General features: G+C 71.0%; 17 protein-coding genes and 1 tRNA gene. 11 read left to right on the forward strand and 7 right to left on the reverse strand.

The window, feature by feature from the left end; all coding sequences use genetic code 11:
• The first annotated feature begins 143 nt into the window (after window positions 1-143).
• The gene (locus ACZ7MG_RS10610; RefSeq protein ID WP_471382634.1) at window positions 144-1,067 is read left to right on the forward strand and encodes a bifunctional DNA primase/polymerase; all 924 of its coding nucleotides are present in this window, start codon (window positions 144-146) and stop codon (window positions 1,065-1,067) included.
• A gap of 188 nt (window positions 1,068-1,255) precedes the next feature.
• Window positions 1,256-1,618, forward strand: coding sequence for a hypothetical protein (locus ACZ7MG_RS10615; RefSeq protein WP_471382632.1), 363 nt, complete (start codon window positions 1,256-1,258; stop codon window positions 1,616-1,618).
• A gap of 42 nt (window positions 1,619-1,660) precedes the next feature.
• Here the strand turns inward: ACZ7MG_RS10615 and ACZ7MG_RS10620 are convergent, their stop codons facing one another.
• The 3 genes from ACZ7MG_RS10620 to ACZ7MG_RS10630 form a co-directional block, all read right to left on the reverse strand.
• Entirely contained in the window at window positions 1,661-1,870 is a 210-nt protein-coding gene (locus ACZ7MG_RS10620) for an antitoxin (protein WP_471382631.1), read from the reverse strand.
• Window positions 1,871-2,000: 130 nt separating this feature from the next.
• A tRNA-Ser gene (locus ACZ7MG_RS10625) sits at window positions 2,001-2,085 on the reverse strand.
• A 77-nt stretch (window positions 2,086-2,162) separates the two neighbouring features.
• On the reverse strand, window positions 2,163-3,899 hold the full coding sequence (locus tag ACZ7MG_RS10630; protein WP_471382629.1) for a S1C family serine protease: 1,737 nt from the start codon (window positions 3,897-3,899) through the stop codon (window positions 2,163-2,165).
• A gap of 254 nt (window positions 3,900-4,153) precedes the next feature.
• On the opposite strand from ACZ7MG_RS10630, the gene ACZ7MG_RS10635 reads away from it, so the two are divergent.
• The 3 genes from ACZ7MG_RS10635 (at window position 4,154) to ACZ7MG_RS10645 (ending at window position 7,104) form a co-directional block, all read left to right on the forward strand.
• Window positions 4,154-4,963, forward strand: coding sequence for a glycerophosphodiester phosphodiesterase (locus tag ACZ7MG_RS10635; protein WP_471382628.1), 810 nt, complete (start codon window positions 4,154-4,156; stop codon window positions 4,961-4,963).
• Between the two features lie 404 nt (window positions 4,964-5,367).
• Complete coding sequence (locus ACZ7MG_RS10640) at window positions 5,368-5,910, forward strand: ATP-binding protein (protein WP_471382627.1); 543 nt, start codon at window positions 5,368-5,370, stop codon at window positions 5,908-5,910.
• 204 nt (window positions 5,911-6,114) lie between these two features.
• Window positions 6,115-7,104, forward strand: a complete 990-nt coding sequence (locus ACZ7MG_RS10645) for a DUF5926 family protein (protein ID WP_471382626.1) — start codon at window positions 6,115-6,117, stop codon at window positions 7,102-7,104.
• Window positions 7,105-7,359: 255 nt separating this feature from the next.
• Here ACZ7MG_RS10645 and ACZ7MG_RS10650 read toward each other — a convergent pair whose 3' ends face one another.
• Both ACZ7MG_RS10650 and ACZ7MG_RS10655 read right to left on the reverse strand, forming a co-directional pair.
• Window positions 7,360-8,241, reverse strand: a complete 882-nt coding sequence (locus ACZ7MG_RS10650; RefSeq protein ID WP_471382625.1) for a hypothetical protein — start codon at window positions 8,239-8,241, stop codon at window positions 7,360-7,362.
• Window positions 8,242-8,296: 55 nt separating this feature from the next.
• Window positions 8,297-8,962: a bifunctional DNA primase/polymerase gene (locus ACZ7MG_RS10655; RefSeq protein WP_471382624.1), complete on the reverse strand. Its 666-nt coding sequence runs from the start codon at window positions 8,960-8,962 to the stop codon at window positions 8,297-8,299.
• Between the two features lie 510 nt (window positions 8,963-9,472).
• Here ACZ7MG_RS10655 and ACZ7MG_RS10660 point away from each other — a divergent pair.
• Both ACZ7MG_RS10660 and ACZ7MG_RS10665 read left to right on the forward strand, forming a co-directional pair.
• Window positions 9,473-11,026 (forward strand): PP2C family protein-serine/threonine phosphatase, encoded by a 1,554-nt coding sequence (locus tag ACZ7MG_RS10660; RefSeq protein WP_471382623.1) that lies wholly within the window; start codon window positions 9,473-9,475, stop codon window positions 11,024-11,026.
• A 295-nt stretch (window positions 11,027-11,321) separates the two neighbouring features.
• On the forward strand, window positions 11,322-12,809 hold the full coding sequence (locus ACZ7MG_RS10665; protein ID WP_471382621.1) for an aminopeptidase P family protein: 1,488 nt from the start codon (window positions 11,322-11,324) through the stop codon (window positions 12,807-12,809).
• A gap of 211 nt (window positions 12,810-13,020) precedes the next feature.
• Here ACZ7MG_RS10665 and ACZ7MG_RS10670 read toward each other — a convergent pair whose 3' ends face one another.
• Window positions 13,021-13,857, reverse strand: a complete 837-nt coding sequence (locus ACZ7MG_RS10670; protein WP_471382620.1) for a triphosphoribosyl-dephospho-CoA synthase — start codon at window positions 13,855-13,857, stop codon at window positions 13,021-13,023.
• A 9-nt stretch (window positions 13,858-13,866) separates the two neighbouring features.
• The gene (locus ACZ7MG_RS10675; RefSeq protein ID WP_471382618.1) at window positions 13,867-14,814 is read right to left on the reverse strand and encodes an intradiol ring-cleavage dioxygenase; all 948 of its coding nucleotides are present in this window, start codon (window positions 14,812-14,814) and stop codon (window positions 13,867-13,869) included.
• Window positions 14,815-15,540: 726 nt separating this feature from the next.
• Between ACZ7MG_RS10675 and fxsA the strand changes: the two genes are divergently transcribed.
• The 4 genes from fxsA (at window position 15,541) to fxsT (ending at window position 23,673) form a co-directional block, all read left to right on the forward strand.
• Window positions 15,541-15,738: an FxSxx-COOH cyclophane-containing RiPP peptide gene (gene fxsA / locus ACZ7MG_RS10680; protein ID WP_471382616.1), complete on the forward strand. Its 198-nt coding sequence runs from the start codon at window positions 15,541-15,543 to the stop codon at window positions 15,736-15,738.
• A 39-nt stretch (window positions 15,739-15,777) separates the two neighbouring features.
• Window positions 15,778-18,186 (forward strand): FxsB family cyclophane-forming radical SAM/SPASM peptide maturase, encoded by a 2,409-nt coding sequence (locus tag ACZ7MG_RS10685; RefSeq protein WP_471382614.1) that lies wholly within the window; start codon window positions 15,778-15,780, stop codon window positions 18,184-18,186.
• Between the two features lie 132 nt (window positions 18,187-18,318).
• Window positions 18,319-19,566 (forward strand): TIR-like protein FxsC, encoded by a 1,248-nt coding sequence (locus ACZ7MG_RS10690; RefSeq protein WP_471382612.1) that lies wholly within the window; start codon window positions 18,319-18,321, stop codon window positions 19,564-19,566.
• 135 nt (window positions 19,567-19,701) lie between these two features.
• Complete coding sequence (gene fxsT, locus ACZ7MG_RS10695) at window positions 19,702-23,673, forward strand: FxSxx-COOH system tetratricopeptide repeat protein (RefSeq protein WP_471382610.1); 3,972 nt, start codon at window positions 19,702-19,704, stop codon at window positions 23,671-23,673.
• Window positions 23,674-23,759 lie beyond the last annotated feature (86 nt).

Consider the following 23,759-nt stretch of genomic DNA (forward strand, 5'->3'; position numbering starts at 1 on the left):
TCACACATGACAGCAAGATCAAGTGGGACAAGGGGCGAAGCGTTCCGGCACCTTTCCGGCCAACCCGCGGACAGGCCCTCGACGGCCGAAAGCGCACCCCGAACTCTCTTCCCTTTATCGAACACACGTACGAACATGGAGGTATGGCCACCATCGACCGGCAGGCCGGCACCCTGGCCCTGGCGCACGCCCTCTCCGCCGCCGAGCGCGGACTGGCGGTGATCCCCCTGTCCCGCGCGAAACTCCCGGCCCTTCGCTCCCCCCACCGCAACGACCCGCCCCCGGCCGACGACCGCCTCTGCCATGGCGAATGCGGCCGCTTCGGCCACGGCGTGTACGACGCCTCCACCGACCCCCACCGCGTCCGCGAACTCTTCGCCGCCGCCCCCTGGGCCACCGGCTACGGCATCGCCTGCGGCATCCGCCCCCACCACCTCATCGGCGTCGACCTCGACACGAAATCCGGTACGGACTCCTCCGCCGCCCTGCGCGAACTGGCCCTGCGCCACCTGTTCACGATCCCTGAGACGGTCGTCGTGCTGACCCCCAGCGGTGGGCGCCACCTCTGGCTCACCGGCCCGCCCGACGTCGTCGTCCCCAACTCCGCGAGCCGTCTCGCCCCCGGCATCGACATCCGCGGCGCCGGCGGCTACCTCGTCGGCCCCGGCTCCCGCACCGACCACGGCGTCTACGGCACGGCCCCCGGTACGGCCCACCTGCCCCCGGCCCCCTGCCCACCGGCCCTGCTCCGCCTGCTGCTGCCACCGGCCCGCGCGAGCGACGCCTCCGATGCGCCCGGCGGAGGCCCGCCCGACAGCCATGACCATGGTGGTGGCCAGGGTCACGGGTTGATCCACTTCGTCCTGACCGCCCAGGAGGGCCAGCGCAACACCCGCCTCTTCTGGGCCGCTTGCCGCGCCTACGAGAACGGCCTCGGCCCCGGCCTCACCGACGCGCTGCTCGAAGCCGCCGTACGCACGGGTCTCACAGAACGCGAGGCCCGTTCGACCATCGCCTCGGCGGCACGGATGTCGGGACGTGGGCGCGGCGGCGGACCGGGGCGGTGAGCCCGGAACCCAGAAGTCCCGCCCTCCTGAGCCGTCGCACGGACGACCGATGCCTGCGTTTCCGGGCGTCGGTCGTTGGAAGAACTGAACTGACCGCGGCCCGGCAACGGACGCGCCGTGGGCGAACGCCGGCCGACGTCGGCCGGCGTTCGACGGACCGTGCGGAACGACCGCTCTGGAGGGACGAGTTGGACAGGGAACAGCGGCAGGAGTTACTCGCCGAGGTCCACGTGGAACGGGACCGCTTGCTTCCGCTCCGCGCGGAGGCGACCGACACCACGATCGAACTGATGCGGACGAGCACGGGCCCCACCGTGGAACCCGATCTCGTGCCCTATCTGAACCTGGCGTATCTCCTGACGATCAAACGCGCCTACGGGGACGACCAACTCATCGCCTTCGCCCTCTCCTTGGCGAACTGGGCGGTGGCCGCGATCGACGAGGTGGCGAAGGTCACGGGCCGCACGGCGGAGCAGGTCATCGACCGCTACGAGACGGAGATCATCGCGGCGCGGGAGTCGGCCGAGGCCGACGGGGACGACTTGGACTGACCGGCCCCGCCGGCCGCGCCGTCAGGGCACCGCACCGCATCCCTACCGGGGCGGGTCCTCGCGGCCGGCGTCGGGCTGCCCGGTCTGCTCCGAGCCCATCTGCTGCCTGAGCCGTTCCTGCGCCGAGTCGACCTGACCGCTGTACTTGCCCTGCGTCCGCCCGTCGACATAGTCACCGGCCTTGTCGACACCCTGCCCGGCCTGCTCCTCGTGGCCCTTCAGCATCTGCTTGAGCTTGTCCATCATGGACATAACGGCTCCTTCCGCCGTCGACACCATCCCCACCAGAATCCGCGCCCCACCCCCACCCCGCATCTCGTAACCACCCCACCAACACCACGACCCCTGACCGTCTTACCTGGTCAGGGGCCGTTTAACTATGCGGTGGGTGTGGGATTTGAACCCACGGTGACTCGCGCCACGACGGTTTTCAAGACCGTTCCCTTAGGCCGCTCGGGCAACCCACCCCGCGCGATCACGTTCGTGGTCGCGCGGGGACAAGACTAGCCGGTCAGCGAGGGTGGGCGGGGTGGGGTGAGCGGGGTCAGCTGTCGCCCTCGCGTTCGCCGAGGGTGACGTCGGCCGTCCGGGTCTTGCCGTCGCGGGTGAACGTGAGGGTGACCTTGTCGCCGGGGAGGTGGGTCCAGATCTCGCCGATCAGGGTGGGGCCGCTGTCGATGACGTGGTCGTCGAGCTTGGTGATGACGTCACCGGGCTTGAGGCCGGCCTCGTCGGCGGGGCCGCCCGCGGTGATGGAGTCCGCGCCGCCCTCACCCGAGTCCGTGATCTTCGCCCCGCCCGTGCCCTCCTCCAGGGAGACCGAGGCGCCGATCACCGGGTACACCGGCTTGCCCGTCTTGATCAGCTGCTGGGCCACGTTCTTGGCCTGGTTGATCGGGATGGCGAAGCCGAGGCCGATGGAGCCCGCCTGGCCGGAGCCGAAGCTGCCGCCGCTGCTGGCCGACTGGATCGCCGAGTTGATGCCGATGACGTTGCCCCGTGCGTCGAGGAGCGGGCCGCCGGAGTTGCCCGGGTTGATCGACGCGTCGGTCTGCAGGGCGCTCATGTACGAGGCCTTGCTGCCGGAGGAGCCGTCGCTGGAGGCCACCGGACGGTTCTTCGCGCTGATGATGCCCGTCGTGACCGTGTTGGAGAGGCCGAAGGGCGCGCCGATCGCGATCGTCGAGTCGCCCACCGCGACCTTGTCGGAGTCGCCGAGGGTCAGCGGCTGCAGGTTCGACGGGGCGTTCTTCAGCTTGATGACCGCCACGTCGTAGCCCTGCGCGTGCCCGACGACCTCGGCGTCGTACTTCTTGCCGTCCGGGAAGGTCGCCGACACCTTGCCGCCGTCGACGGCCTCCGCCACCACGTGGTTGTTGGTGACGATGTGGCCTTCCTTGTCGAACACGAAGCCGGTGCCCGTGCCGCCCTCGCCGTCGCTGCCGGAGGCCTCGATGGTGACCGTGCTCGGCAGCGCCGAGGAGGCCACGGCGGCGACCGTACCGGCCGCGCGCTTGACGTCACCGCCGTTCTGGGAGGCGGAGACGGTCGTGGAGCCCGAGGAGTTGTCGTTGCGGTCGGCCAGGGTGTAGCCGATGCCGCCGCCGACCCCGCCCGCGACCAGCGCGGCCACCAGGATCGCGGCGATCAGACCGCCGCGCTTGTTGCCGGCCGGCTTGGGGGCGGGCTGCTGCGTCTGCTGCCAGGAGGAGCCCCAGCCGCCGCCACCGGAGCCGCCGGCGCCACCGGCCCCCCCGGCCGCGCCGCCGTCCGCGTACGCCCCGCCGGCGCCGGCGCCGACGCCGTTGTCCGCGTACGACGGGACGGCGGGCGGCGCCGGGGGCGGCCAGGCGGCGTCGGGCGCGGAGGACCCGGCCGCACCGGGCGCCTGTCCATAGCCACCGCCGTATGTCTGCCCCTGCCCCTGGCCCGGAGCCGCCGCGTATCCGGGCGCCCCGGCGGACACCAGCTCCGGATGCGGCTGGTGAACCGGCGGCTGCTGAGCCACCGGCTGCTGAGCCGTCGGCGGCTCCGCCTGCGGCACCCGCGGCTGCACCGCCGTGGCGTCCGGCTGCGGGGCCGTCGGCGGGGCCGGCGGGAGCTGGGTCGTCGGCTCGTTGTCGGCGGTGGTTCCGGCCGGGGTCGCCGGGGCGGTGGGCTCCGCCGGTGCCGCGCTCGGCTCGTGCGCCGGGGCCGGTGCGGAGGCAGCGGGAGTTTCCACCGGCACAGGAGGTGCGGACGGGGCCGGGGGTACCGGGGTGCCCTCGTTCTCGGTGCTCACAGCTTTTCTCCTCGATCCACGGCTTCACCTTGTCGGCGGTCGACTGTTCTTGGTCGCACATCAGGCTGTGCGCGAGTGTTGTGTGTGGTCAGCTTTTCCCACGAGCCGTCAGGGCACCATAAGCGGTGCCTGTGGGTCCGGGACCATCCTTTATATAGGATCTATCGGACTATCGGCGCGTACTGTGCGTATGAACCCGGTCGTCCACGGTCACCGCCCCCACGCGTACCCCGTCACGGTGGCACCATGACGCGGTGACCCACGCACGACAGCTCCCGATTCAGGTCGTCGCCCACCGCGGCGCCTCCGAGGCGGCCCCCGAGCACACCCTGGCCGCGTACAAGAAGGCGATCGAGGACGGCGCGGACGCGCTCGAATGCGATGTCCGGCTGACGGCCGACGGCCACCTGGTCTGTGTCCACGACCGACGCGTCAACCGTACGTCGAACGGCCGGGGCGCGGTCTCCGCCCTGGAGCTGGCCGACCTGGCCGCCCTGGACTTCGGCTCCTGGAAGAACGGCGACGAGGCCCCCGACTGGGAGGTCACCCCCGAGGACCGGGCGGACACCTCCGTCCTCACCCTTGAACGTCTGCTCGAACTCGTGGCCGACGCCGGGCGCCGGGTGGAGCTGGCCATCGAGACCAAGCACCCCACCCGCTGGGCGGGCCAGGTCGAGGAACGGCTGCTGGTCCTGCTGAAGCGGTTCGGTCTGGACGCCCCGGAGCCGGCCGCCGGGTCGCCGGTGCGGATCATGAGTTTCTCCGCGCGCTCGCTGCACCGCGTCCGCGCCGCGTCGCCGACGCTGCCGACGGTCTATCTGATGCAGTTCGTCTCGCCCCGCCTGCGGGACGGACGGCTGCCGAGCGGTGTCCGGATCGCGGGCCCCTCGATCCGGATCGTGCGCAACCACCCCGCGTACATCGAGCGCCTGAAGAGCGCCGGGCACCAGGTGCACGTGTGGACCGTGAACGAGCCCGAGGACGTCGACCTCTGTGTCGAGCTGGGTGTCGACGCCATCATCACCAACCGCCCGCGCGCGGTCCTCCACCAGCTCGGCCGCTGACGGACCCCCCGCCCTCGGCCACCCCGAGCGCCCGAATTCCGGGACCGGCGAGCGCACGGCTTCCGACAGCTTCCAACACCCCGATTCCGACAGCTTCCAACACGTCGCCCCGGACAGGTCCGAACACGCCTCTGTTCACACCTGCTACCACCCCGCAGGCCCCTGTCGGCGCCGCCGCGCGCCCCTTGGCGGAGGTAAGAATTCCGCCAAGACGGCCGGTCCCGACCCGAGGACAAGTCGGTATATCGGGGACGAAATTCAGCCAGTCGGCTACGGGGTGTGCACCGGCGCGTTCGGTCCGTATTCGATCGTTGTGAGTGCGTCAGAGCACATGTTCCGGCCGGTTTCCAGTCCAGTCCAATGGGGCATTCACACCGTGGCGTGGGGCGAAGGAGGTCTCGGGGGTGGCGTTGGTGGTGGCACAGGAGGTGCCCACGTCGTCGAGCATGGCCGTACCCCATGGCCCTGCGGGCGTGGGGGAAGCGAGGCACCGGATGCGCGATCAGTTGCGCGGCGGTGGTGTGGCGGAATCGGTCATCGACGACGCCCTACTGATCCTTTCCGAACTACTCAGCAATGCCTGCAAACACGGCAGGCCGCTCGGCGAGGCGCTGGCCGGTGACGGCGATGTGCGCTGCTCCTGGCGCATGGACCCCACGGGGCGGCTCACCGTCGAGGTCACGGACGGCGGTGGTCCGACCCGCCCGGTTCCGTCCACGCCCTCGGTCACCGCACATGGCGGCCGTGGGCTGAACATCGTGACGGCACTGGCCGACGACTGGGGTGTGCGCGACGACGCCCGGGGCGAGGTCACGGTGTGGGTCGTCGTCCAGGACGACGTCTACCGCGCCCACCGACGGGACGACTTCGCGACCCGCGTCGTGGCCCCCGCGGTCTCCACCGTCCCCGATCTGGACTTCGCGGACGCGTTCGAGGACATGGACTGATCCCTCCACCGGGCGGGGCGACGCGGTCGTCCACCGGGTGGGAACCATGTGCGTGCCCGCCGACCGGGCCAGGCGGGCACATCCTGGCCTGATCCACCGGTTCCGGGACGACTCGGTGCGTTGTCCACAGGGTCCCGTCGGGCGCCGTACGAGCGGCTAGGCTCGCGCGAGTACGAGACGAGCCGTGATCGGGAGACACCCACGATGGCCAAGAAGCGACCCCACACCAAGGCCAAGCGCCCGCAGGGCACCGGCGGAGCCGGCGCCGCAAGCGCCGATGGGCAGGTTCCGGTTGCCGGCGCGCGCGAGCAATGCCCCTGCGGCAGCGGCCGCCGCTACAAGGCATGTCACGGCCGGGCCGCCGCCCAGGCGGTGACCGAGCTGGTGCAGCGCCCGTTCGAGGGCCTGCCGGGCGAGGGCGACTGGATCGCGCTGCGCGAGCTGGTGCCCGCCGCCACCGTCGAGCTGAAGCTGAAGGACGCGCTCCCCGAGGGCGTCCCGTCGGTGACGCTCGCCACCGTGCTGCCCATGGCGTGGCCCGCGCTGCGCCGCGACGACGGCTCGGTCCTGCTGGGCCTGCAGAACGACACGGCCTCCGGCGACATCAGCCGCGACCTCGCCGACACCCTCCAGCGCGCCCTCGTCGCCGAGCCGGGCACTCCGGTTCAGGGCCGCCGCGCCCCGGCCGACGGTCCGCGTCTGCAGGACCTGCTCGACCCCGAAGGTGAGTTCGAGCCAGTTGTGCACACGGGCTTCGAGTTCTGGGTCCCGGACACGGACAACGCGACTCCCGAGGTGACCGCCTCCCTGGAGCGCGCCAACTCCGCGGCGATCCCGACTGTGAAGCTCGCGGGCGTCGATGCGGCGTACTGGTGCGAGACCCCCGACAAGAACCATTTGCGATGGGTCATGCCGCACGCCGAGGAGCGGCTTCTGGACGCGCTCGCGCGGCTGCACGCGGCGGGGCGGTCCAGCCTCGGCGAGGGCACCCGTCTGGTGGGTTCCTTCCGTGCTCACGGCCTCACCGTGCCGGTCTGGGACCTCCCCAGCGGTGTCGGCGCGGACGACATCGAGAAGCCGGCGGCGGAGTTCGCCGAGCGGCTCGCCACCGCCCTGGCCGACGAGTCCCCGCTGACCCCGGACGAGCGCCGGGCGCGCGGCGGACTGACCAACCGGCAGGTCACTCTCAGCTGACACGCACTCGGCGGGCCGGCGCGACGGCCGGCCCGCCGAGTGCGTGCGAAGTGTGGTGACTCCTGTCACAACTCCCCTACGTGACAGGCAAATTCGTGTCCGAATAGCCAAGACCGAATTTGCGAAGCGCCGATCTCTTGTTACGGTTCCATTAGCCCGGTTGCTGGTGCATCCCCCGTCGCCAGCAACCGGGTCTTTTCATGCCCGGATCCGGAACGGCTCCGCTGTACGGATCCCGGCGCGGCGTCAACGCCCTTACGAGCGGCCTGAGTTGCTCCCTGAGCGCAGCAACAGCGGTCCCCCGCCGTCCGGAGCCGCGAACTCCGCCACAGCCGTGTACGCCCCCGCTGCGCCCCGCGTACGCCCCCTTGGCGTCTCACATACCCCGGGCTCGTCGTGCGCGCCCACGGCGCAGTGCATCCGTACGGTGCGCCCGCCGGGCGCCATCATGCTGAGGACCGCACTCAACTCCCGCCCGGTGGCGTTGCGGTAGTAGGTGCGGGCCCAGGTCTGCTCGCCCTGGGTGAGGACACATGTCTGTGCCTCGATGCCGTCGGGGGAGGTGAGTTCGGGACCGCAGCGGGCGGCGGTGGCGAGCCCGAGACCGAGCAGCCGCGAGGAGTCGGCGTCGCCACCGGCGGCTTTCGGATCGGCACGCCCGGCGGAGGGGTCTGCGGAGGAGCTGGCCGAGGAGTCTGCGGAGGAGTCGGCCGAGGCAGGGCCGGATGAGCCTGCGGAGCCGGACGAGCCTGCGGAGCGGGTGGAGTCGGCGGAGTTCTCGACGTCCCCGCCGGACCCGTCCGTGCCCCCGTCCGTCGCGCCGCCGGATCCACCCGTCCCCGCATCGGCTTCGCCGCCGTCGGCGCCGAGGCCAGTGGCATCGCCGGGGCGCCCGGTGACGCGGTCGAGGTCGGAGGTGAGGGCTCGTTCGGACGTCTGTGCGTCGCCGAGCGGGCCGGCGGACGCGGCGAGGGGCAGGCCCAGCGCAACCGCGACCGCGACGGTCAGTCCCGCGAGGCGGAGCCGGCGCGGATCGGGCCCGCCGCGCGCCGGATCGGACGCTCTACGGCTCCGGGGCGGGGGAGCGCTGTGACGGCCGCGCGACGGGGCCCCGTGGCCCCCGGGAAGACGCTGCATATGCGGAACATAACGACCGACCGGGGGCGCCCGGCCCCGCGCGCGCCGGGCGGGCTCAGAACTCGGGCGCGCTCACACCCGTACGAGTGAGGGCGTCGACGACCGCGTCCACGACCGCCTCGACATCGGGCACCCACGGCGCGGCCGAACCGGGCAGCGGTGCCCGCTCCCAGCGGATCAGACCGTGACCCGTCTCGGAGGGGGGCAGGGCCAGATAACCGCCCTCGCTGTGGAAGCGGAGCGAACCGGGGACGAAGTCCTTGGCGTAGAGCAGTTCGCCCAACTGCTCCATGGAGTACGGCGCGACGAGGATCGCCCAGCGGTGCGGGGCCGCGACCACGGGGCCGAGGCGCATACCGGAGCGGTCGAGCGCGGCGAGGGCGCGGGAGGCGGCCAGGGCCGGCAGGCTCACCGCGCAGGGGGCGGCACCACCGGTGGCCAGCACGATCGGGGCGGTCGGCCGGTTGGTCCACCACCAGCGGACCATGCGCTCGTCCGTGGTGGCGGCGAGCAGCGGCGGGTCGAAGGGGTGAGCGCCGGGCACCACGCACTCCGGGTCCGGGCAGCCGCAGCGGGCACGCCCCTGCGGGTCCGGCGCCACCCCCGGGAGTACGGGCCACTGCCATTCCGTCGCGAACGTCAGGGCCTGCTCAAGAAGCTCGGGCCTCCCGCCGTTGCGCTTGGACAGGAGCCTGCGTCGCTTTCCGGGGATCTCGCGCATGAGCGCTCGTCCTTTCCGTTGCACGCATGGCAACACCGTGGGTCACATCACAACATGTGTCGTTCACTGCACTGTGCGTACCTGCTGGCGCATCACACCCCTGTCGCGGACAAGGGGAACCCTGCGGGCCGAGCTCGGTTACGTCCGCGTCCATCGCTTGCGTCGACTTGCGTCTGTCAAAAGCATGGGCATGGCGTAGGGGTGGCGGCGCCTGGCGTTTTGCTGTCCTGCGTGTGCTCGCCGCCTCCGCCACGGGAGGATGGGGCTCGGTCGTCGGTGGATAGGACGCCCGGTTCCGTCGCCAGGTTCCGTGGCCTCCGCCACGCCTGGCCTTCACCGAGTACGTACCCATCACGACCGCTGTGACGCTCTGTTGAACAAGGCCAGTCGACCTCAATACACCGTTCACCACAACACTTTTTGGCCAACTTTGCTTTTTCCAAAGGACTGGACAAGAAGTTGACACATGTCCAACAGGGCCCCACGGACACCAGATATCCCAGCAGGACAATGCTGGACATCCCCTCACGAGTGCGTGTACATGTGGAGACACTGCTAGCGGCGCAGAATGACATGGGGGTTTGCGATGCTTTTGAGCAATACGCACCGGTCGGAAAGCCGGACACCATGAACGCCCCTCACCCTCCGAAAGTGGCTGGAATCGATTCAACGGTTCCCTCCCCCGCACACACTGTCGCGCCCGCGCCCGCCGCCCCGGGTACCCCATCGGCCCCTCCCGCCACCGGATTGGGCACCGCTCCCGGGGCCGTTCTGCAGGACAGACTCGCGGGCTGGGTCTCGGACCTCACGACGCTGCACGAACTCACCGAACGTCTGGCCCGCACGGACTCACTCGACGGCGCCCTGAAGGAGACCCTGCACGCCGGAGCCGCCCTCGTCGGCGCCCGCCGCGGTCTCCTCGTCCTCGAACCGGGCGACGGACTCGGCCCGGACACCACCATCGGCCTCGGCCTCGGCCGCGCCGACCTCGGGCACATCGAGACCGTGCCGCGCAGCTCCCTGCCGTACGGCCGCATCCTCGACGGACTGCCGGGCGGTGACGGGGAGATCGCGCAGCCCGACCTGTTCGCCGAGGACGGACTCGACCCCCGCCACCGCGAGGTCGCCGCCCGGCTCGGGTACGCGGCGAGCTACGCGCTCCCCCTGTCCACCGAGGGTGGATCCGGCGAGGGAGGCTCCGCCGCGCCGGCCGGCCCGCTCGGCGCCGCGGTCTGGCTGTACGACGAGCCCGCGGAACCGGTCGAGCGGCAGCGGCATCTCGTCGGGCTGTACACGCGGTACGCCGCCGAGCACCTGGCCCGGCTCGTCGAGGTCGAGCGCACCCGCGCGGCCATGGCGACCATCGCCGAGGAACTGCTCCCCTCCCGGCTGCCCCGCGTCGCCGGCGTCCAGCTCGCGGCCCGGCACCGCACCGGGCCGCGCGGCGGGGGCGACTGGTACGACGCGCTGCCGCTGCCGGACGCCGCGCTCGGCCTCGCGGTCGGCTCGGTCACCGGGTCCGGGCCCAGCGCGATCGCCGCGATGGGACGGCTGCGGGCCTCGCTGCGGGCGTACGCCGTGATGGAGGGAGAGGACCCCGTCGCCGTCCTCTCCGACCTGGAACTGCTGCTGCGCCTGACCGAGCCCGCCCGCTCCGCCACCGCGCTCTTCGCCTACGTCGAGCCGGCGCTGCGCAAGATCACGCTGGCCGGGGCCGGGCACAGTCCGCCGCTGGTGATCGGCGAGCGGCGCACCGAGTTCGTGGAGACGTCCCTGTCGGCGCCGCTCGGCATGCTCGCCTGCTGGGAGGCACCGAGCGTGGAGCTGACCGCCGCGCCAGGAGAAACCGTCCTGCTCTACACCGACGGTCTCCTCCAGCGCACGGGCGACCCCGTCGACCGCGCCTTCGCCCGCCTCCACGCGGCCGCCGCCGGTGTCCCCCGGGCCCTGCGCGGCGACCCCGGCGCCCTGGCCGACCACATCCTGCGCACCGTCCTCCCGGACCGCCTCGACGAGGCCGACGGCACGGAGGACGTGGTGTTGCTGGCGGCGCGGTTCGAGTAGGGGAACCCGTAGGGATGCGTAGGGATGCGTAGGGGTGGGACGGGCGCTGCCGGGGGCGGAGCGCTTGTGTCGCCGTGCGGTGGAGGCGCGCGTCACCGCGCCGGTACCGGGCTTCTTTCATCCGGCCCCCGGAGCTTCGCCTGCCGCGCGCCCCGCGCCTCCTGGCCGCTTCCGGTAAGGGGCCGGTGACCCGTCGTGAGGGGTGTTCCGGGGCTGCCGGGTCTCCTCCGGTACGACCTGGGTCTTCGTCGGTACGACCGTACGATGGACGAGGTCCAGTGCCGTACCTAGGAGGATGACCGTGGCGGACGAGCTCGAGCCGGCGATCCCGGAGACCGAGGCGACCGAAGCCGAGGAGCCGATCAAGCAGCGCAAGAACGGCCTGTACCCGGGCGTGTCCGACGAGCTGGCCGAGAACATGAAGTCGGGCTGGGCCGACACCGAACTGCACGGTCTGGAGCCGATCGCCCAGGCCGCCGAGACCGCCGCCCGCCGCGCCGCGCTCTCCGCGCGCTTCCCGAGCGACCGTCTGGTGATCCCCTCGGGCAACCTCAAGACCCGCTCGAACGACACCGAGTACCCCTTCCGGGCGTCGGTCGAGTACGCGTACCTCACCGGCAACCAGACGGAGGACGGCGTCCTGGTCCTGGAGCCGACCGGTGCCGAGGGCCACGAGGCGACGATCTACCTGCTGCCGCGCTCCGACCGGGAGAACGGCGAGTTCTGGCTCTCCGGCCAGGGCGAGCTGTGGGTCGGCCGCCGCCACTCGCTCACCGAGTCGGCCCAGCTGTACGGCATCCCCGCCGCCGACGTGCGCGAACTCGCCGACAAGCTGCGCGAGGCCACCGGCCCGGTGCGGGTCGTCCGCGGGTACGACGCCGGTATCGAGGCGGCCCTCACCGACAAGGTCACCGCCGAACGCGACACCGAACTGCGGGTCTTCCTCTCCGAGGCGCGGCTGGTCAAGGACGACTTCGAGATCGGCGAGCTGCAGAAGGCGGTCGACTCGACCGTGCGCGGCTTCGAGGACGTCGTACGGGTGCTGGACAAGGCCGAGGCCACGTCGGAGCGCTATATCGAGGGAACGTTCTTTTTGCGGGCCCGAGTCGAGGGCAATGACGTCGGCTACGGCTCCATCTGCGCCGCCGGCCCGCACGCCACCACGCTGCACTGGGTCCGCAACGACGGCCCCGTCCGCTCCGGCGACCTGCTCCTGCTGGACGCGGGTGTCGAGACGCACACGTACTACACGGCCGACGTCACCCGCACCCTGCCGATCAGCGGCACGTTCAGCGAGATCCAGAAGAAGATCTACGACGCGGTGTACGACGCCCAGGAGGCCGGGATCGCCGCCGTGCGGCCCGGCGGCAAGTACCGCGACTTCCACGACGCGGCGCAGCATGTGCTGGCCGAGCGGCTGGTCGAGTGGGGGCTCGTCGAGGGCCCCGTGGAGCGGGTCCTGGAGCTGGGCCTCCAGCGCCGCTGGACCCTTCACGGCACGGGTCACATGCTCGGCATGGACGTCCACGACTGTGCCGCCGCGCGCGTGGAGGCGTATGTCGACGGGACGTTGGAGCCGGGGATGGTGCTGACCGTGGAGCCCGGCCTCTACTTCCAGGCCGACGACCTCACCGTGCCCGAGGAGTACCGGGGTGTCGGTGTGCGGATCGAGGACGACATCCTGGTGACGGAGGAGGGGAACCGTAACCTCAGCGCGGGGTTGCCCCGGCAGTCCGGGGAGGTCGAGGGGTGGATGGCTTCTTTGAGGGGTGCGCGGGGGTAGGGCGGAGCGTGGTCGGGTGCGGGTGCGGGTGCGTGGGGGCTGGTCGCGCAGTTCCCCGCGCCCCTGAAAAGCAGGGGCTGCGCCCCATGCTTTTCAGGCCCGCCGCCGGTTCCCCTTCAGGCCCGCGGGGGCCTGGTCTTTTAGGGGCGCGGGGAACTGCGCGAGAAGCCCCACCGGGGCCGCACCCGCCGAAGCGACCCGCACCCCCGAGCTATGAGGCGACCAACACCCGCGAGGTGACCGGGAGCGCGTCCACGAACAGCGCGCCCGCCAGCAGCGACCCGCTGCCCCGGGGACTCCACCCCCGCTCCAGCACCTCCGCGTCGAGCGCGGTCAGTGCCTCCCGGCCCGCGTCCGTCGTCGTACCGCCCGCGTCGATCACGGTCCGGGCCCCGGCCTGCACCTTCCGCAGCCCATGGGGACCGGCGGTGTACAGCAACTCGGTGTCCTGGAGCGTGGACATGACCGTCAGCAGGGCGTCGAGGCGGGCGTACGGCTCCGGCGTCCCCGCCGTGCGGGCCTTGGCGAGGACGTCCAACGCCCGCCGTACATGAGGGAATCCGGCGCGGGCCTCACCCCGCGCGCCGGCCGCACCGTACTTGGCGGAGACCGAGGAACCCCGGGAAGGGCGCCGGGGCGCACGCCGGTCGGGATGCGCGGCGATCTTCTTGGCGGTGGCGGCGAGTTCGCGCCCGCGTGCGCCGGGGTCCATGGCCGCCGCGGCGACCAGGAGGCCCAACACCCAGGTGGCGCCCCGGTGTCCGCCCCCGGCGAGTTGCATGGAGTGTTCGGTGCAGCGCCCGATCGCGCCGAGTTCGGCGCGGAGTTCGGGTGTCGCCGTACCGTTGCGACGGGCGCAGGCCGCCATCGCCGCGAGGCCGGGCACCAGTGCCTTCGCCGACCAGCGCAGGGCGCGGTGGTCCTGCCGGGTGACGCGGGCGCCGAGGTCGCGCGGGTCGGGCAGGCCGGGCTTGGGCGTCAGTTCCAACTGCCGGGTGAGCGCGGCCACCGCGGCCAGCGCCAGCGTCTCGTCCTCGCGGCTGCTCATGGGCGAACCCTACGAGGCCGACGCGGAGTCGGTGGCGGAGTCGGTCGGGGCGTCCGCCGGGGGCTCGCCCGAGGGGGGAGTGCCGCCCTCGCCGCCGCCACCGCCGCTGCCCGCCCCGGTGTTCTCGGCGTCGGGATCGATGCCCAGGGTGAGAAAGCCCTTGTAGCCGCGGGCCGGGTTGGCCTTCTTCACCGCCTTGAGGGTGAGCAGACCGCTGGAGGCGCCGCCGCCGTCGTAGACCATGTCGTCGTCGAGGGTGGTGTAGCTGCCGCTGTGCTGGGAGTAGGGCTCCAGGGTGAAGATCTCCTGGGCGATGTCGTCGTCGAAGAAGAACTGGCCGGTGTAGTTGACCTTGCCGCCCTCGTAGGTGCCGTCCTCCTTCTCGCCGCCGGTGTGCACCTTCACGTGGATGTGGCAGGTGCGCGGGGTGTACCAACCGGGGAAGATGGTCTCGAACTTGACCACCCCGTTCGCGTTCGCGATCTGGTAACCACGGAGGTAGGTGGCGTCGTTGGCGGTCGAACCGTCCTCGCTCTCGGCGGGCGCCGAACCGCCGGGGTTCGCGGTGGTGTAGCCGGAGTAGTAGCCCCAGGCGTCGCAGTGCCAGATCTCCACGGCCGCGCCGGGGACCGGGGTGCAGCCGTCGGTGGCGTCCACGACCGTGAGGCGCAGGGTCAGCGGGACACCGCTCTTGCCTTCGGTGATGTCCTTCCTGACCAGGGCGCCGTCAAGGTAGTACGGGCCCTCGGTGACGCTCGACATCAGCGTCATGCACGCACCGCTGGTGCTCGTCGCCTCCGCCGTGGCCGTCGCCGTCGCCCCGGTGGTGGCCGTCGTCTCGTCCGCGAACGCCGACTGGTACCCGGCCACCGCCAGCCCACCGGCGGCGACCGTCCCTCCGGTCACCGCGAGAGCGCGCCGCCGAGTGATCGTTTTGCTTTTGTGGATTCCCGTCATGCCCAGAAAATTAGGCACACAGCCCGTCAGGGGGCTGAGGTGTGGCTGTGCGGGGGCTGAGAGTGCCGAGAAGGCTGAAGTCACGCTCCACGGAGGGCGGTGAGCGCCGAACGGAGCCATCACGGAAAGTGACGAGCAGGGCTCACGGCCCCGAGTGGCCGAAGCCGGTTGAACCGGGGTCGTGCCGGGTCCGTGGAGGGATTTCGGGGGATGTCGTGGCGCGCTCGGGCGTACGCCTCGGCGCATGGATGTGCGGCTCGCGATCGGTTCGCCCCATGCACTTCCAGTAGGTGCAACTACGCTCTCTGCAGTACGAGTTGACAGTACATCGACTCAATTTGGATAACTCTTTGGTAAAAGTCTCCCGTGCCGCGTCGACTGCCTGGATCGTCATGCATCACGAGGTTGACCAAGGTCCAGCGCGGTGGCCTCGTCTTTGGCGCTGACGGGAGATCAAGAACTCACCCGTCAGCGTGATGTGACTCACGTTTATCCGGTGGGGCGTGGCATTGGTGCTGAGGTGGGGGGGTTATCGTCTGCGCCATCAGTGGCTCGCCTTGGGCCGGATAACCCCGCTTTTCTGCTGGCCACTGCAGCGTCTCACCATCGGCCTCAGATGGCAGTCCTGGACGATCACTGTTAGTAAATCCCTAGGTCTGAACCCCTAGGCTCACGCCACCGTCTGCGCTTCACGGCCCAGATGGTTGAAAGATTGATGAGGTCCGAATGAACGCATCCCTCGACGCCGCGGCCGAAGAGCCGGGAAAGCCGACCGCTGTCGGCCCGGAGCGGGTTTCCCTGGTGCGCCTGGCTGCGCAGAGTAACGGTGCGTTGTCGCCCGCGCTGACTCGTGCCGTCTCGAACGGCGTCGAGCGGCGGGGACCGGGCAGGGTCGCGGTCGCGGCCTTCCAGAGCTCGGTCTGATCTCATCGATCCCATCGATCGGGAACCGACAACACCCTCATGACACCCATGGGCCGACCACCCCACCCCTTACGCCAATTCGTGCTCAAAATGCACAGCCGCTGCGATCTGGCATGCGATCACTGCTATGTGTTCGAACACGCGGACCAAAGTTGGCACGGTCGGCCCATCGTGACGTCGAACGAGGTACTCCGGGCCACGGCGGAACGTATCGCCGAACATGCGCGGACCCACGCCCTGGACACCGTCCATGTGGTGCTCCACGGCGGTGAACCGCTCCTGGCCGGTCGCGTCCGGCTGCGCAGGGCGGCCGAGGAACTCCGCGCGGCGCTCGACGGCGTATGCGCCCTGGACCTGCGGATCCACACCAACGCCGTCACCCTCGACGAACGCTTCCTGGACCTGTTCGACGAGTTCGACATCAAGGTCGGCGTCTCCCTGGACGGCGACAAGGCCGCCAACGACCTGCACCGCCGCTACGCCAACGGGCGCAGCAGCCATGACCGGGTCCTCAGGGGCATCGCCCTGCTCAGTCGGCCCCGGTACCGCCATCTGTTCGCGGGCATCCTCTGCACCATCGACGTACGCAACGACCCGGTCGCCGTCTACGACGCGCTCGCCGAACTCGCCCCGCCCCGCGTCGACTTCCTCCTCCCGCACGCCACCTGGGACGAGCCGCCGCTGCGCCCGGCCGAGGACACCGAGGGCACGGCCTACGCCCGCTGGCTGCTGGCGGTCCACGACCGCTGGACCGCGGACGGCCGCCCCATGGACGTACGTATCTTCGACTCGATCCTGCGGACCCTGCGCGGCGACAGCAGCCTGACCGAGTCGCTGGGGCTGGCCCCGGCCGACCTCGCCGTGATCGAGACCGACGGCACGTTCGAGCAGGCCGACTCGCTGAAGACCGCCTTCGACGGGGCGCCCGTCACCGGTATGGACGTACGGAACAACACGCTCGACCAGGTGGCCGCGCACCCCGGGCTGGTGGCCCGGCAGCAGGGGCTCGACGGGCTGGCCGAGGAATGCCGTACCTGTCCGGTCGTGCGCTCCTGCGGTGGCGGGCTCTACGCGCACCGGTACAGAACCGGCAGCGAGTTCCTGAACCCGTCCGTGTACTGCTCCGACCTGCTGCGCCTCATCACCGACATCCGGGACCGTCACATGGCCGACCAGTCCGCCCAGCCCGCGCTCGCCGACCACCACCTCGACGAACTGGCCGCCGGTCTCGGCTCCTCCGAGACCACCGAACTGCTGGCCCACCACCAACTGGCGCTGGGCCGCGAACTGCTGGGCCTCGCCTGGCAGGAGACGGCACACACCGCGCAGGGCGAGGCCGCCTGGGAGACGCTCACCGTTCTCGACAGCGAGGCGCCCGAGTCGGTGGACCGGGTCCTGGCGCACCCCTATGTGCGGTCCTGGGCGCTACGGTCCCTCGCGGGCGACCCGGAGGCGGCCGAGACGGCGATGCGCGGGGTCGCGGAGATCGCCGCCGCCGCCGCGCTGCGCGCCGGCCGCACGGAGACGGTCGTCGTGCCGGTCCACGACGGGCTGCTGCGGCTGCCCACGCTCGGGGCGCTGGCCGTGGCGGCCGACGCCGAGCGGGCCGAGGTGCGCACGGACGCCGACGGCTTCACCGCCCGGGTGGGCGAGCGGACGTACACGATGTCCTGGGAGGGTGAGAAGGACCCCGCCTGGCAGCTGAGCCGGCAGTTCGAGCTGGACGGCTGGGCCGTCGCGCTGGAGGACACCGACCCCTGGCGCGACTGCCACGGACACCCGGCGCACGCCCGGCTCACCGAGGGCGAGGCGCAGGCCTGGCGGGCCGACCTGGCCGCCGCATGGGCGTGGATCCGGCGCGAACTGCCGCAGTACGCGCCGGGAATCGCCGCCGGGCTCCGGGTCGTCACCCCCCTGCGCCCCTCCTCCGAGGGTCACGACATCAGCTCCGCCGCCCGGGACGCGTTCGGGGCGGTGGCCATCGCCCGGCCGGCCGCGCCGGAGACGCTGGCGCTGCTGCTCGTCCATGAGTTCCAGCACGTCAAGCTGGGTGCCGTGCTCGATCTGACGGACCTCTACGACCCGTCCTGCGAGCGCCTGTTCTATGCGCCCTGGCGCCCCGACCCACGCCCCCTGGAGGGGCTGCTGCAGGGCACGTACGCCCATATCGCGGTGATCGACTTCTGGCATGCCCGGCTGCGCACCAGCACCGGGGAGGAGGCCCGCACCGCCGAGGTCCAGTTCTCCCGCTGGCGCGACCAGACCGCCGAGGCGGTGGAGACCCTGGCGGGCTCCGGTGCGCTCACGGCGGCCGGGGAGCGGTTCGTCGCCGAGATGCGCAAGACCGTACAGGGGCTGATGGGGGCCCGGGTCGGCATCGAGGCCCTGCGGACGGCTCAACGGGCGGCCGAGGAACACCGGGGCGCCTGGGAGGCGGCCGCGCGTTAGCGGAGGCGCGGCGCACGCCCGGCACGCGCGCCGGACTGAACCAGCGTCGAGACGGGTGTGTTCGTCCTGTTCCGAACAGGACTTGTGCCTTCCTACACTGGGGTCCCAGTCACGGAGCGTCGGGGGGCATACGTGCAAGGAGCCAGTCTGGGCAGAGGGGGGAGCAGTCCGTACTTCTTCCTCTCCTACGCGCACACGCCGAACCACGATTCGAGCGGCGCCGACCCCATCGTATGGGTGAAGAAGCTGTTCGACGGGCTGTGCGAGCACATCATGGAGCTGACCGACCTGCCCAAGGGGGCCAAGGTCGGTTTTCTGGACCAGGGCATCCAGGTCGGCACCCGGTGGACCGACGAGCTGTCGGTGAACCTCGCCCGCTGCAAGGTGTTCGTCCCGCTGTACTCGCCGCGCTACTTCCGCAGCGAGCAGTGCGGCCGGGAGTGGTGGGCCTTCTCCCAGCGGCAGGTCAACCACCGGGCGCGCGGCGGGATCGCACGGGACAGCGCGATCATCCCCGCGTTATGGGTGCCCGTGGAGCCCGCTCAAATGCCGCAGGTGGCAAGGGACTTACAGTTCAACCACGCCACCTTCGGGCAGGACTACGCGGACGAGGGCCTCTACGGACTGACCAAACTGCGCTACCTCCGTGACGAGTACGAGCGGGCCGTCTACCGGCTGGCCAAGCAGATCGTGCGGGTGGCCAACGACGCCGCGCTGGACGAGGGCAAGTTCTCCAAGGACTACGAGTCGCTGCCGGCCGCGTTCGGATCCGCCGAACACCCGCCGGAGTTCGACATCTCCGTGCTCGCCTGCACCCGTTCCGACCTGCCGCAGGGCCGTAAGCCGGACTACTACGGGGACCGGCCGCACGACTGGAACCCGTACCACCCGGAGTCCACCCTGCCGCTCGGCGACCACGCCGCCGACCTGGTGCGCACCATGGACTACAAGGTCAACGTCGGAGCCCTCGACGACAACTCCCGCATGCTCCGCCAGGAGACCCCCAAGGCCCCGGGGCTGATGCTGCTCGACCGGTGGGCGCTCGAATCCACCAAGGGCAAGGACCTCATGGGCAAGCTCTGCGGGGAACAGCGCCCCTGGGTCAGCGTGATGATCCCGCGGCACCGCAACGACGTCGTCCCGACGGAGAAGGAGCAGCAGCTCGAAGAACTGACGTACCGGACGCTGGTCCCGCGGCTGGCGGACGGCGCGGGCCACTGTGCGGCCAACGGCAGCATCCACGATCTGGACGCCTTCGGAAGCGAGCTGCAACGGGCGGTCGCCTCGGCCGTCTTCTACTACTGGGAGCACATCGAGACCTATCCACCGGAGGGACCACCCATCAAGCCTCCACGGCTGAAGGGGCCCGACCTGAGCTAGACCCGCGCGAGAGCTGCGCGAGACCCGCGCGGGCAGGACCCGGGTCACGGACCCCGGCAGCACCACCTGGCACGACCACCGAAAGGCGCGCGACGAGCGAGGCCGAAAGAGGCCGACAGGGCGGAAGGCAGAAACATGGCGCAAAGCCGCAACGGCACCGTGATCACGTTCTACTCGTACAAGGGCGGTACCGGACGGACCATGGCACTCGCCAACGTGGCGTGGATCCTGGCCGCGAACGGCCATCGTGTGCTGGCCGTGGACTGGGACCTGGAGGCACCGGGCCTGCACAAGTTCTTCCACCCCTTCCTGGACGCCCAGTTACTGCGGGGCACACCCGGGCTGATCAACCTGATAGACGAGTACCGGCGGGAGGCGCTGCGCAACCTGCCCGACCGGGCGGCCGACTGGCACCGCAGCTACGCACGGGTCCGGCCGCACGCGCTCTCCCTCGACTGGGCCTTCCCCGACGGCGGCAGCCTGGACTTCCTCTCCGCCGGCAAGCGGCACCGCGACTACCCCATCGTCGGCAACATGGACTGGGACCGCTTCTACGCCAGCTACGGCGGCGGCCAGTTCTTCGACGCGATGCGCGGCGACATGCAGCGCTACTACGACTTCACCCTGATCGACAGCCGGACCGGCCTCAGCGACCTCGCGGACATCTGCACCGTGCAGATGCCCAACACCCTGGTCGTCTGCTACACCCTCAGCGAGCAGAGCATCGAGGGCGCCGCCTCCGTCGCCCAGGACATCAAGGAGCTCCACGGCGACAAGGGCATCCGCATCCTGCCCGTCGCCATGCGCATCGACCTCGGTGAGAAGGACAAGCTGGACGCCGGTCGCGCCCGCGCCAAGGAACGTTTCTCCGGACTGCCGGCGGGCCTGAACTCCGACCAGCTGGCCGACTACTGGGCCTCGACGGAGATCCTCTACCAGCCGTACTACGCCTACGAGGAGATCCTCGCGGCGTTCGGCGACCCGCCGAAGTCGGCCAACTCCATGCTGAGCGCCTGTGAGCGGCTCACCTCGGTCATCACCGAGGAGCGGGTGACCAAGCTACCGCCGATCAGCGAGGCGAAGCGGGCCCAGTTCAAGAGCGCGTACACCAGGCAGCGCCCGGTCCCGCTCTCCCAGCTGACGCTCTACTACGTGTCCGAGGACCGGATGTGGGTGGACTGGCTCGAATCCGTGCTGCGGGGCGTGGGTTTCGAGGTGACGCCCAAGAACGTCCAGTCGATGCAGACGACGGAGATCGGCGGCGAGGCCATGCCCGGCGGGGCGCACCGGGTGCTCGCCGTGCTCTCGCCGAGCTTCGTCGACTCCCGGCGTGCGCGGGCGGCGTGGGAGGCGGCCGTGCACTCCGGCGGTTCCGAGAAGCGGCAGCAGCCGGTGTCGATCCGCGTCGACGACGTGCAGCTCAGTCTGCCGTTCGCCAGCCGGGGGGTCATCGACCTCAAGGGCCTGACCGAAACCCAGGCGTACACCACGCTGCTGAACGGGCTGGACCGCCCGGAGGCCGTCTCCACGATGTCCCCGAGCTCCCGGGGGCTGCGCTTCCCCATTCTCGGCCGACGGATCTCCAACGTCCCCGCCCGTTACCGCTGGTTCACCGGCCGCTCCACGATCCTGGACCGGCTGCGCCAGCAGCTCACCACCAACCGCCCCGGCCAGCGCGTGCCCCAGATCCTGCACGGCCTCGGCGGTGTGGGCAAGACGCACCTGGCCCGTGAGTACGCCCACCGGTTCATGGCGGACTACGACCTGGTGTGGTGGGTCGACGCCGAGCAGCCGGAGCTGGTGCCGCCCAAGCTGGCCGCGCTCGCCCAGCACCTCGGCCTCGGCGTCGGCGAGGACGTCAAGGAAGCGGCCGAGTCGGTCATCCACGCCCTCAGAAACGGGGAGCCGTTCAACCGCTGGCTGCTGATCTTCGACAACGTCGAGGACCTGGACAAGGTCCTGCACAACTTCCCGGAGTACACCGGCCCCATCCCCGACGACGTCTACGGCCACATCATCGCCACCACCCGCACCCGGCCCGCGCTGCCGAAGGTCCAGCCGCTGGAGGTGGAGGTCTTCACCCGCGAGGAGAGCGTGGAGCATCTGTGCCGCCGGGTGCCCGGACTGAGCGAGGAGGACGGCGGGCTGGTCGCCGACGCGGTGGGTGATCTGCCGCTCGCCATCGAGGTGGCCGCCGCCTGGCTGGAGGCGACGGCCACCCCCGTCGACGTCTACATCGAACAGCTGCGCGAGCAGTCCACCCAGGTGCTCTCCGTCAAGGAGGCCGTGGAGGCCGTGGACTACCCGAGGTCCGTCGGCGCCACCTGGAACATCTCCATCAACCGGCTCCGCGACGAGTCCCCGGCCGCCGCCCGCCTCCTCGAACTGTGCGCCTTCTTCGCGGCCGAGCCCATCTCGATGGGCCTCATCGGCAGCGACTCGATGATCAGGGCCCTGCTCCCGTACGACCGTGATCTGCGCGCCCGTTACATGCTGGGCCGGGTCACCCAGGCGCTGAACCGGTTCGCCCTGGCCAAGGTCGACTCGACCGACAACTCGATCCAGGTGCACCGCCTGGTCCAGGCCGCCGTGCGCGACAGCATGGACGAGCTGAAGTTCGAGGACACCATCCACGAGGTGCACCGCATCCTCGCCGCCGCCCGGCCGCCCGAGGAGGCCCTGGACGACCCCGCGCAGTGGCCCGGCTTCGAGGTGATCTGGCCACATCTGACGCCGTCGAACATCCGCAACTGCTCGGAGGAGGACCCGCGGCAGCTGATGGTCTACCGCGTCCGCTATCTGTGGAAGCGCGGCGACCTGCACGCCGCCCGCACCCTGAGCACCCAGCTCAACGACTTCTGGTCGGGCGAGTTCCCGGACGCCACCGACGAGCAGATCCTCAACCTCCGCTTCGAACTGGCGAACGTTCTGCGCTCGCAGGGCCAGTACCAGGACGCCCTGGACCTGGACGAGAAGACCCTCGCCGACCAGCGGCAGCTGCTGGGCGAGGACCACCCGAGCATCCTGATCACCTCCGGCAGTTTCGCCGCCGACCTGCGGGCGGTGGGCCGCTTCAAGGAGGCCCTGGAACTGGACCAGCGGATCTTCCGGGGCTTCCGGGAGATCTTCGGCGAGGACCACCCGCGCAGCCTGTCGGCCGCCAACAACCTCGCGATCGACTACCGGCTGGCCGGCCGCAGCGAGGACGCCCGCCGCCTCGACGAGGACACGGTCCGCCGGCGTACCGCACTGCTGGGCCCGCGCCACCCGTACACCCTGACCACCAAGGGGCACCACGCCCGTGATCTGCGCGAACTGGGGGACTTCAAGAGCTCGGTGGAGATCCTCCGCGAGGTCCGCGAGGGCTTCAAGAAGGTGCTCAACCCGAACGTGCCCGAGGTGCTGCGCGTCGACAAGAGCCTCGCGGTCTCCCTGCGCAAGGGCGGCCATACCGCGGAGGCGCTGCGGATCACCCAGGAGACCTGGGACACCTACGCGCTCTACCACGACCGCTACGGCAGCACGATCCCCGAGGCGCTGGCCTGCGGACTCAACCTCGCCGCGGACTACTTCGCCACGGACCCGGAGAACGGCGCGGGGCGCGCGGTCGAACTGGTCGAAGAGGTGCTGGAGGGCTACAAGAACATCTTCGGCCCCGAACACCCGTTCGTCATGTACTGCCTCAACAACCTCTCCATCTACCGCCGGGCCCAGGGCGAGGCGGAGAAGGCCGCCGAACTCAGCGAACAGGCCCGCGACGCCCTCGCGGAGGACCTCGGGGACGACCACCCCGCCGTCCTGTCCGCCGGTCTGAATCTCGCCAACGCCTACGGCGACCTGGGGCTCCACGACCGGGCCGAGCAATGGGAGCGGGTGGCCATCGAGGGGCTGCGCGCCCGGTTCGGGGCGGATCACCCGGACGTGCTGGTCAGCACCGGGAACCTGGCCGTGACCCTGCGGGGCATGCGGCGGACGGACGAGGCCGAGCGGCTCCAGCAGCAGGCGGAGACCAGGCTGTCCCAACTGCTGGGCGACACCCACCCGGTCACCGAGTCCGTCCGCGCCGGGCGCCGGGTCGGCCGGGACCTGGAGCCGCAGCAGACGTGAGCCGTCACCGCTGGGGCCTGCCCTCGGGGGCAGGCCCCAGGGTCTGTCGTTCGGATCACGGCCGGCTTCGGGCGACGGCGCCTGAT

The organism is Streptomyces sp. NPDC107538, assembly GCF_055657445.1.

Excerpts from the sequence above, each read along its gene's own strand:
- ACZ7MG_RS10610 (WP_471382634.1), top strand. The coding sequence starts at position 144 with ATGGCCACCATCGACCGGCAGGCCGGCACCCTGGCCCTGGCGCACGCC.
- ACZ7MG_RS10620 (WP_471382631.1), bottom strand. The coding sequence starts at position 1,870 with ATGTCCATGATGGACAAGCTCAAGCAGATGCTGAAGGGCCACGAGGAG.
- ACZ7MG_RS10645 (WP_471382626.1), top strand. The coding sequence starts at position 6,115 with ATGGCCAAGAAGCGACCCCACACCAAGGCCAAGCGCCCGCAGGGCACC.
- ACZ7MG_RS10650 (WP_471382625.1), bottom strand. The coding sequence starts at position 8,241 with ATGCAGCGTCTTCCCGGGGGCCACGGGGCCCCGTCGCGCGGCCGTCAC.
- ACZ7MG_RS10655 (WP_471382624.1), bottom strand. The coding sequence starts at position 8,962 with ATGCGCGAGATCCCCGGAAAGCGACGCAGGCTCCTGTCCAAGCGCAAC.
- ACZ7MG_RS10660 (WP_471382623.1), top strand. The coding sequence starts at position 9,473 with ATGCTGGACATCCCCTCACGAGTGCGTGTACATGTGGAGACACTGCTA.
- ACZ7MG_RS10665 (WP_471382621.1), top strand. The coding sequence starts at position 11,322 with ATGACCGTGGCGGACGAGCTCGAGCCGGCGATCCCGGAGACCGAGGCG.
- ACZ7MG_RS10670 (WP_471382620.1), bottom strand. The coding sequence starts at position 13,857 with ATGAGCAGCCGCGAGGACGAGACGCTGGCGCTGGCCGCGGTGGCCGCG.
- ACZ7MG_RS10675 (WP_471382618.1), bottom strand. The coding sequence starts at position 14,814 with ATGACGGGAATCCACAAAAGCAAAACGATCACTCGGCGGCGCGCTCTC.
- fxsA (WP_471382616.1), top strand. The coding sequence starts at position 15,541 with ATGAACGCATCCCTCGACGCCGCGGCCGAAGAGCCGGGAAAGCCGACC.
- ACZ7MG_RS10685 (WP_471382614.1), top strand. The coding sequence starts at position 15,778 with ATGACACCCATGGGCCGACCACCCCACCCCTTACGCCAATTCGTGCTC.
- fxsT (WP_471382610.1), top strand. The coding sequence starts at position 19,702 with ATGGCGCAAAGCCGCAACGGCACCGTGATCACGTTCTACTCGTACAAG.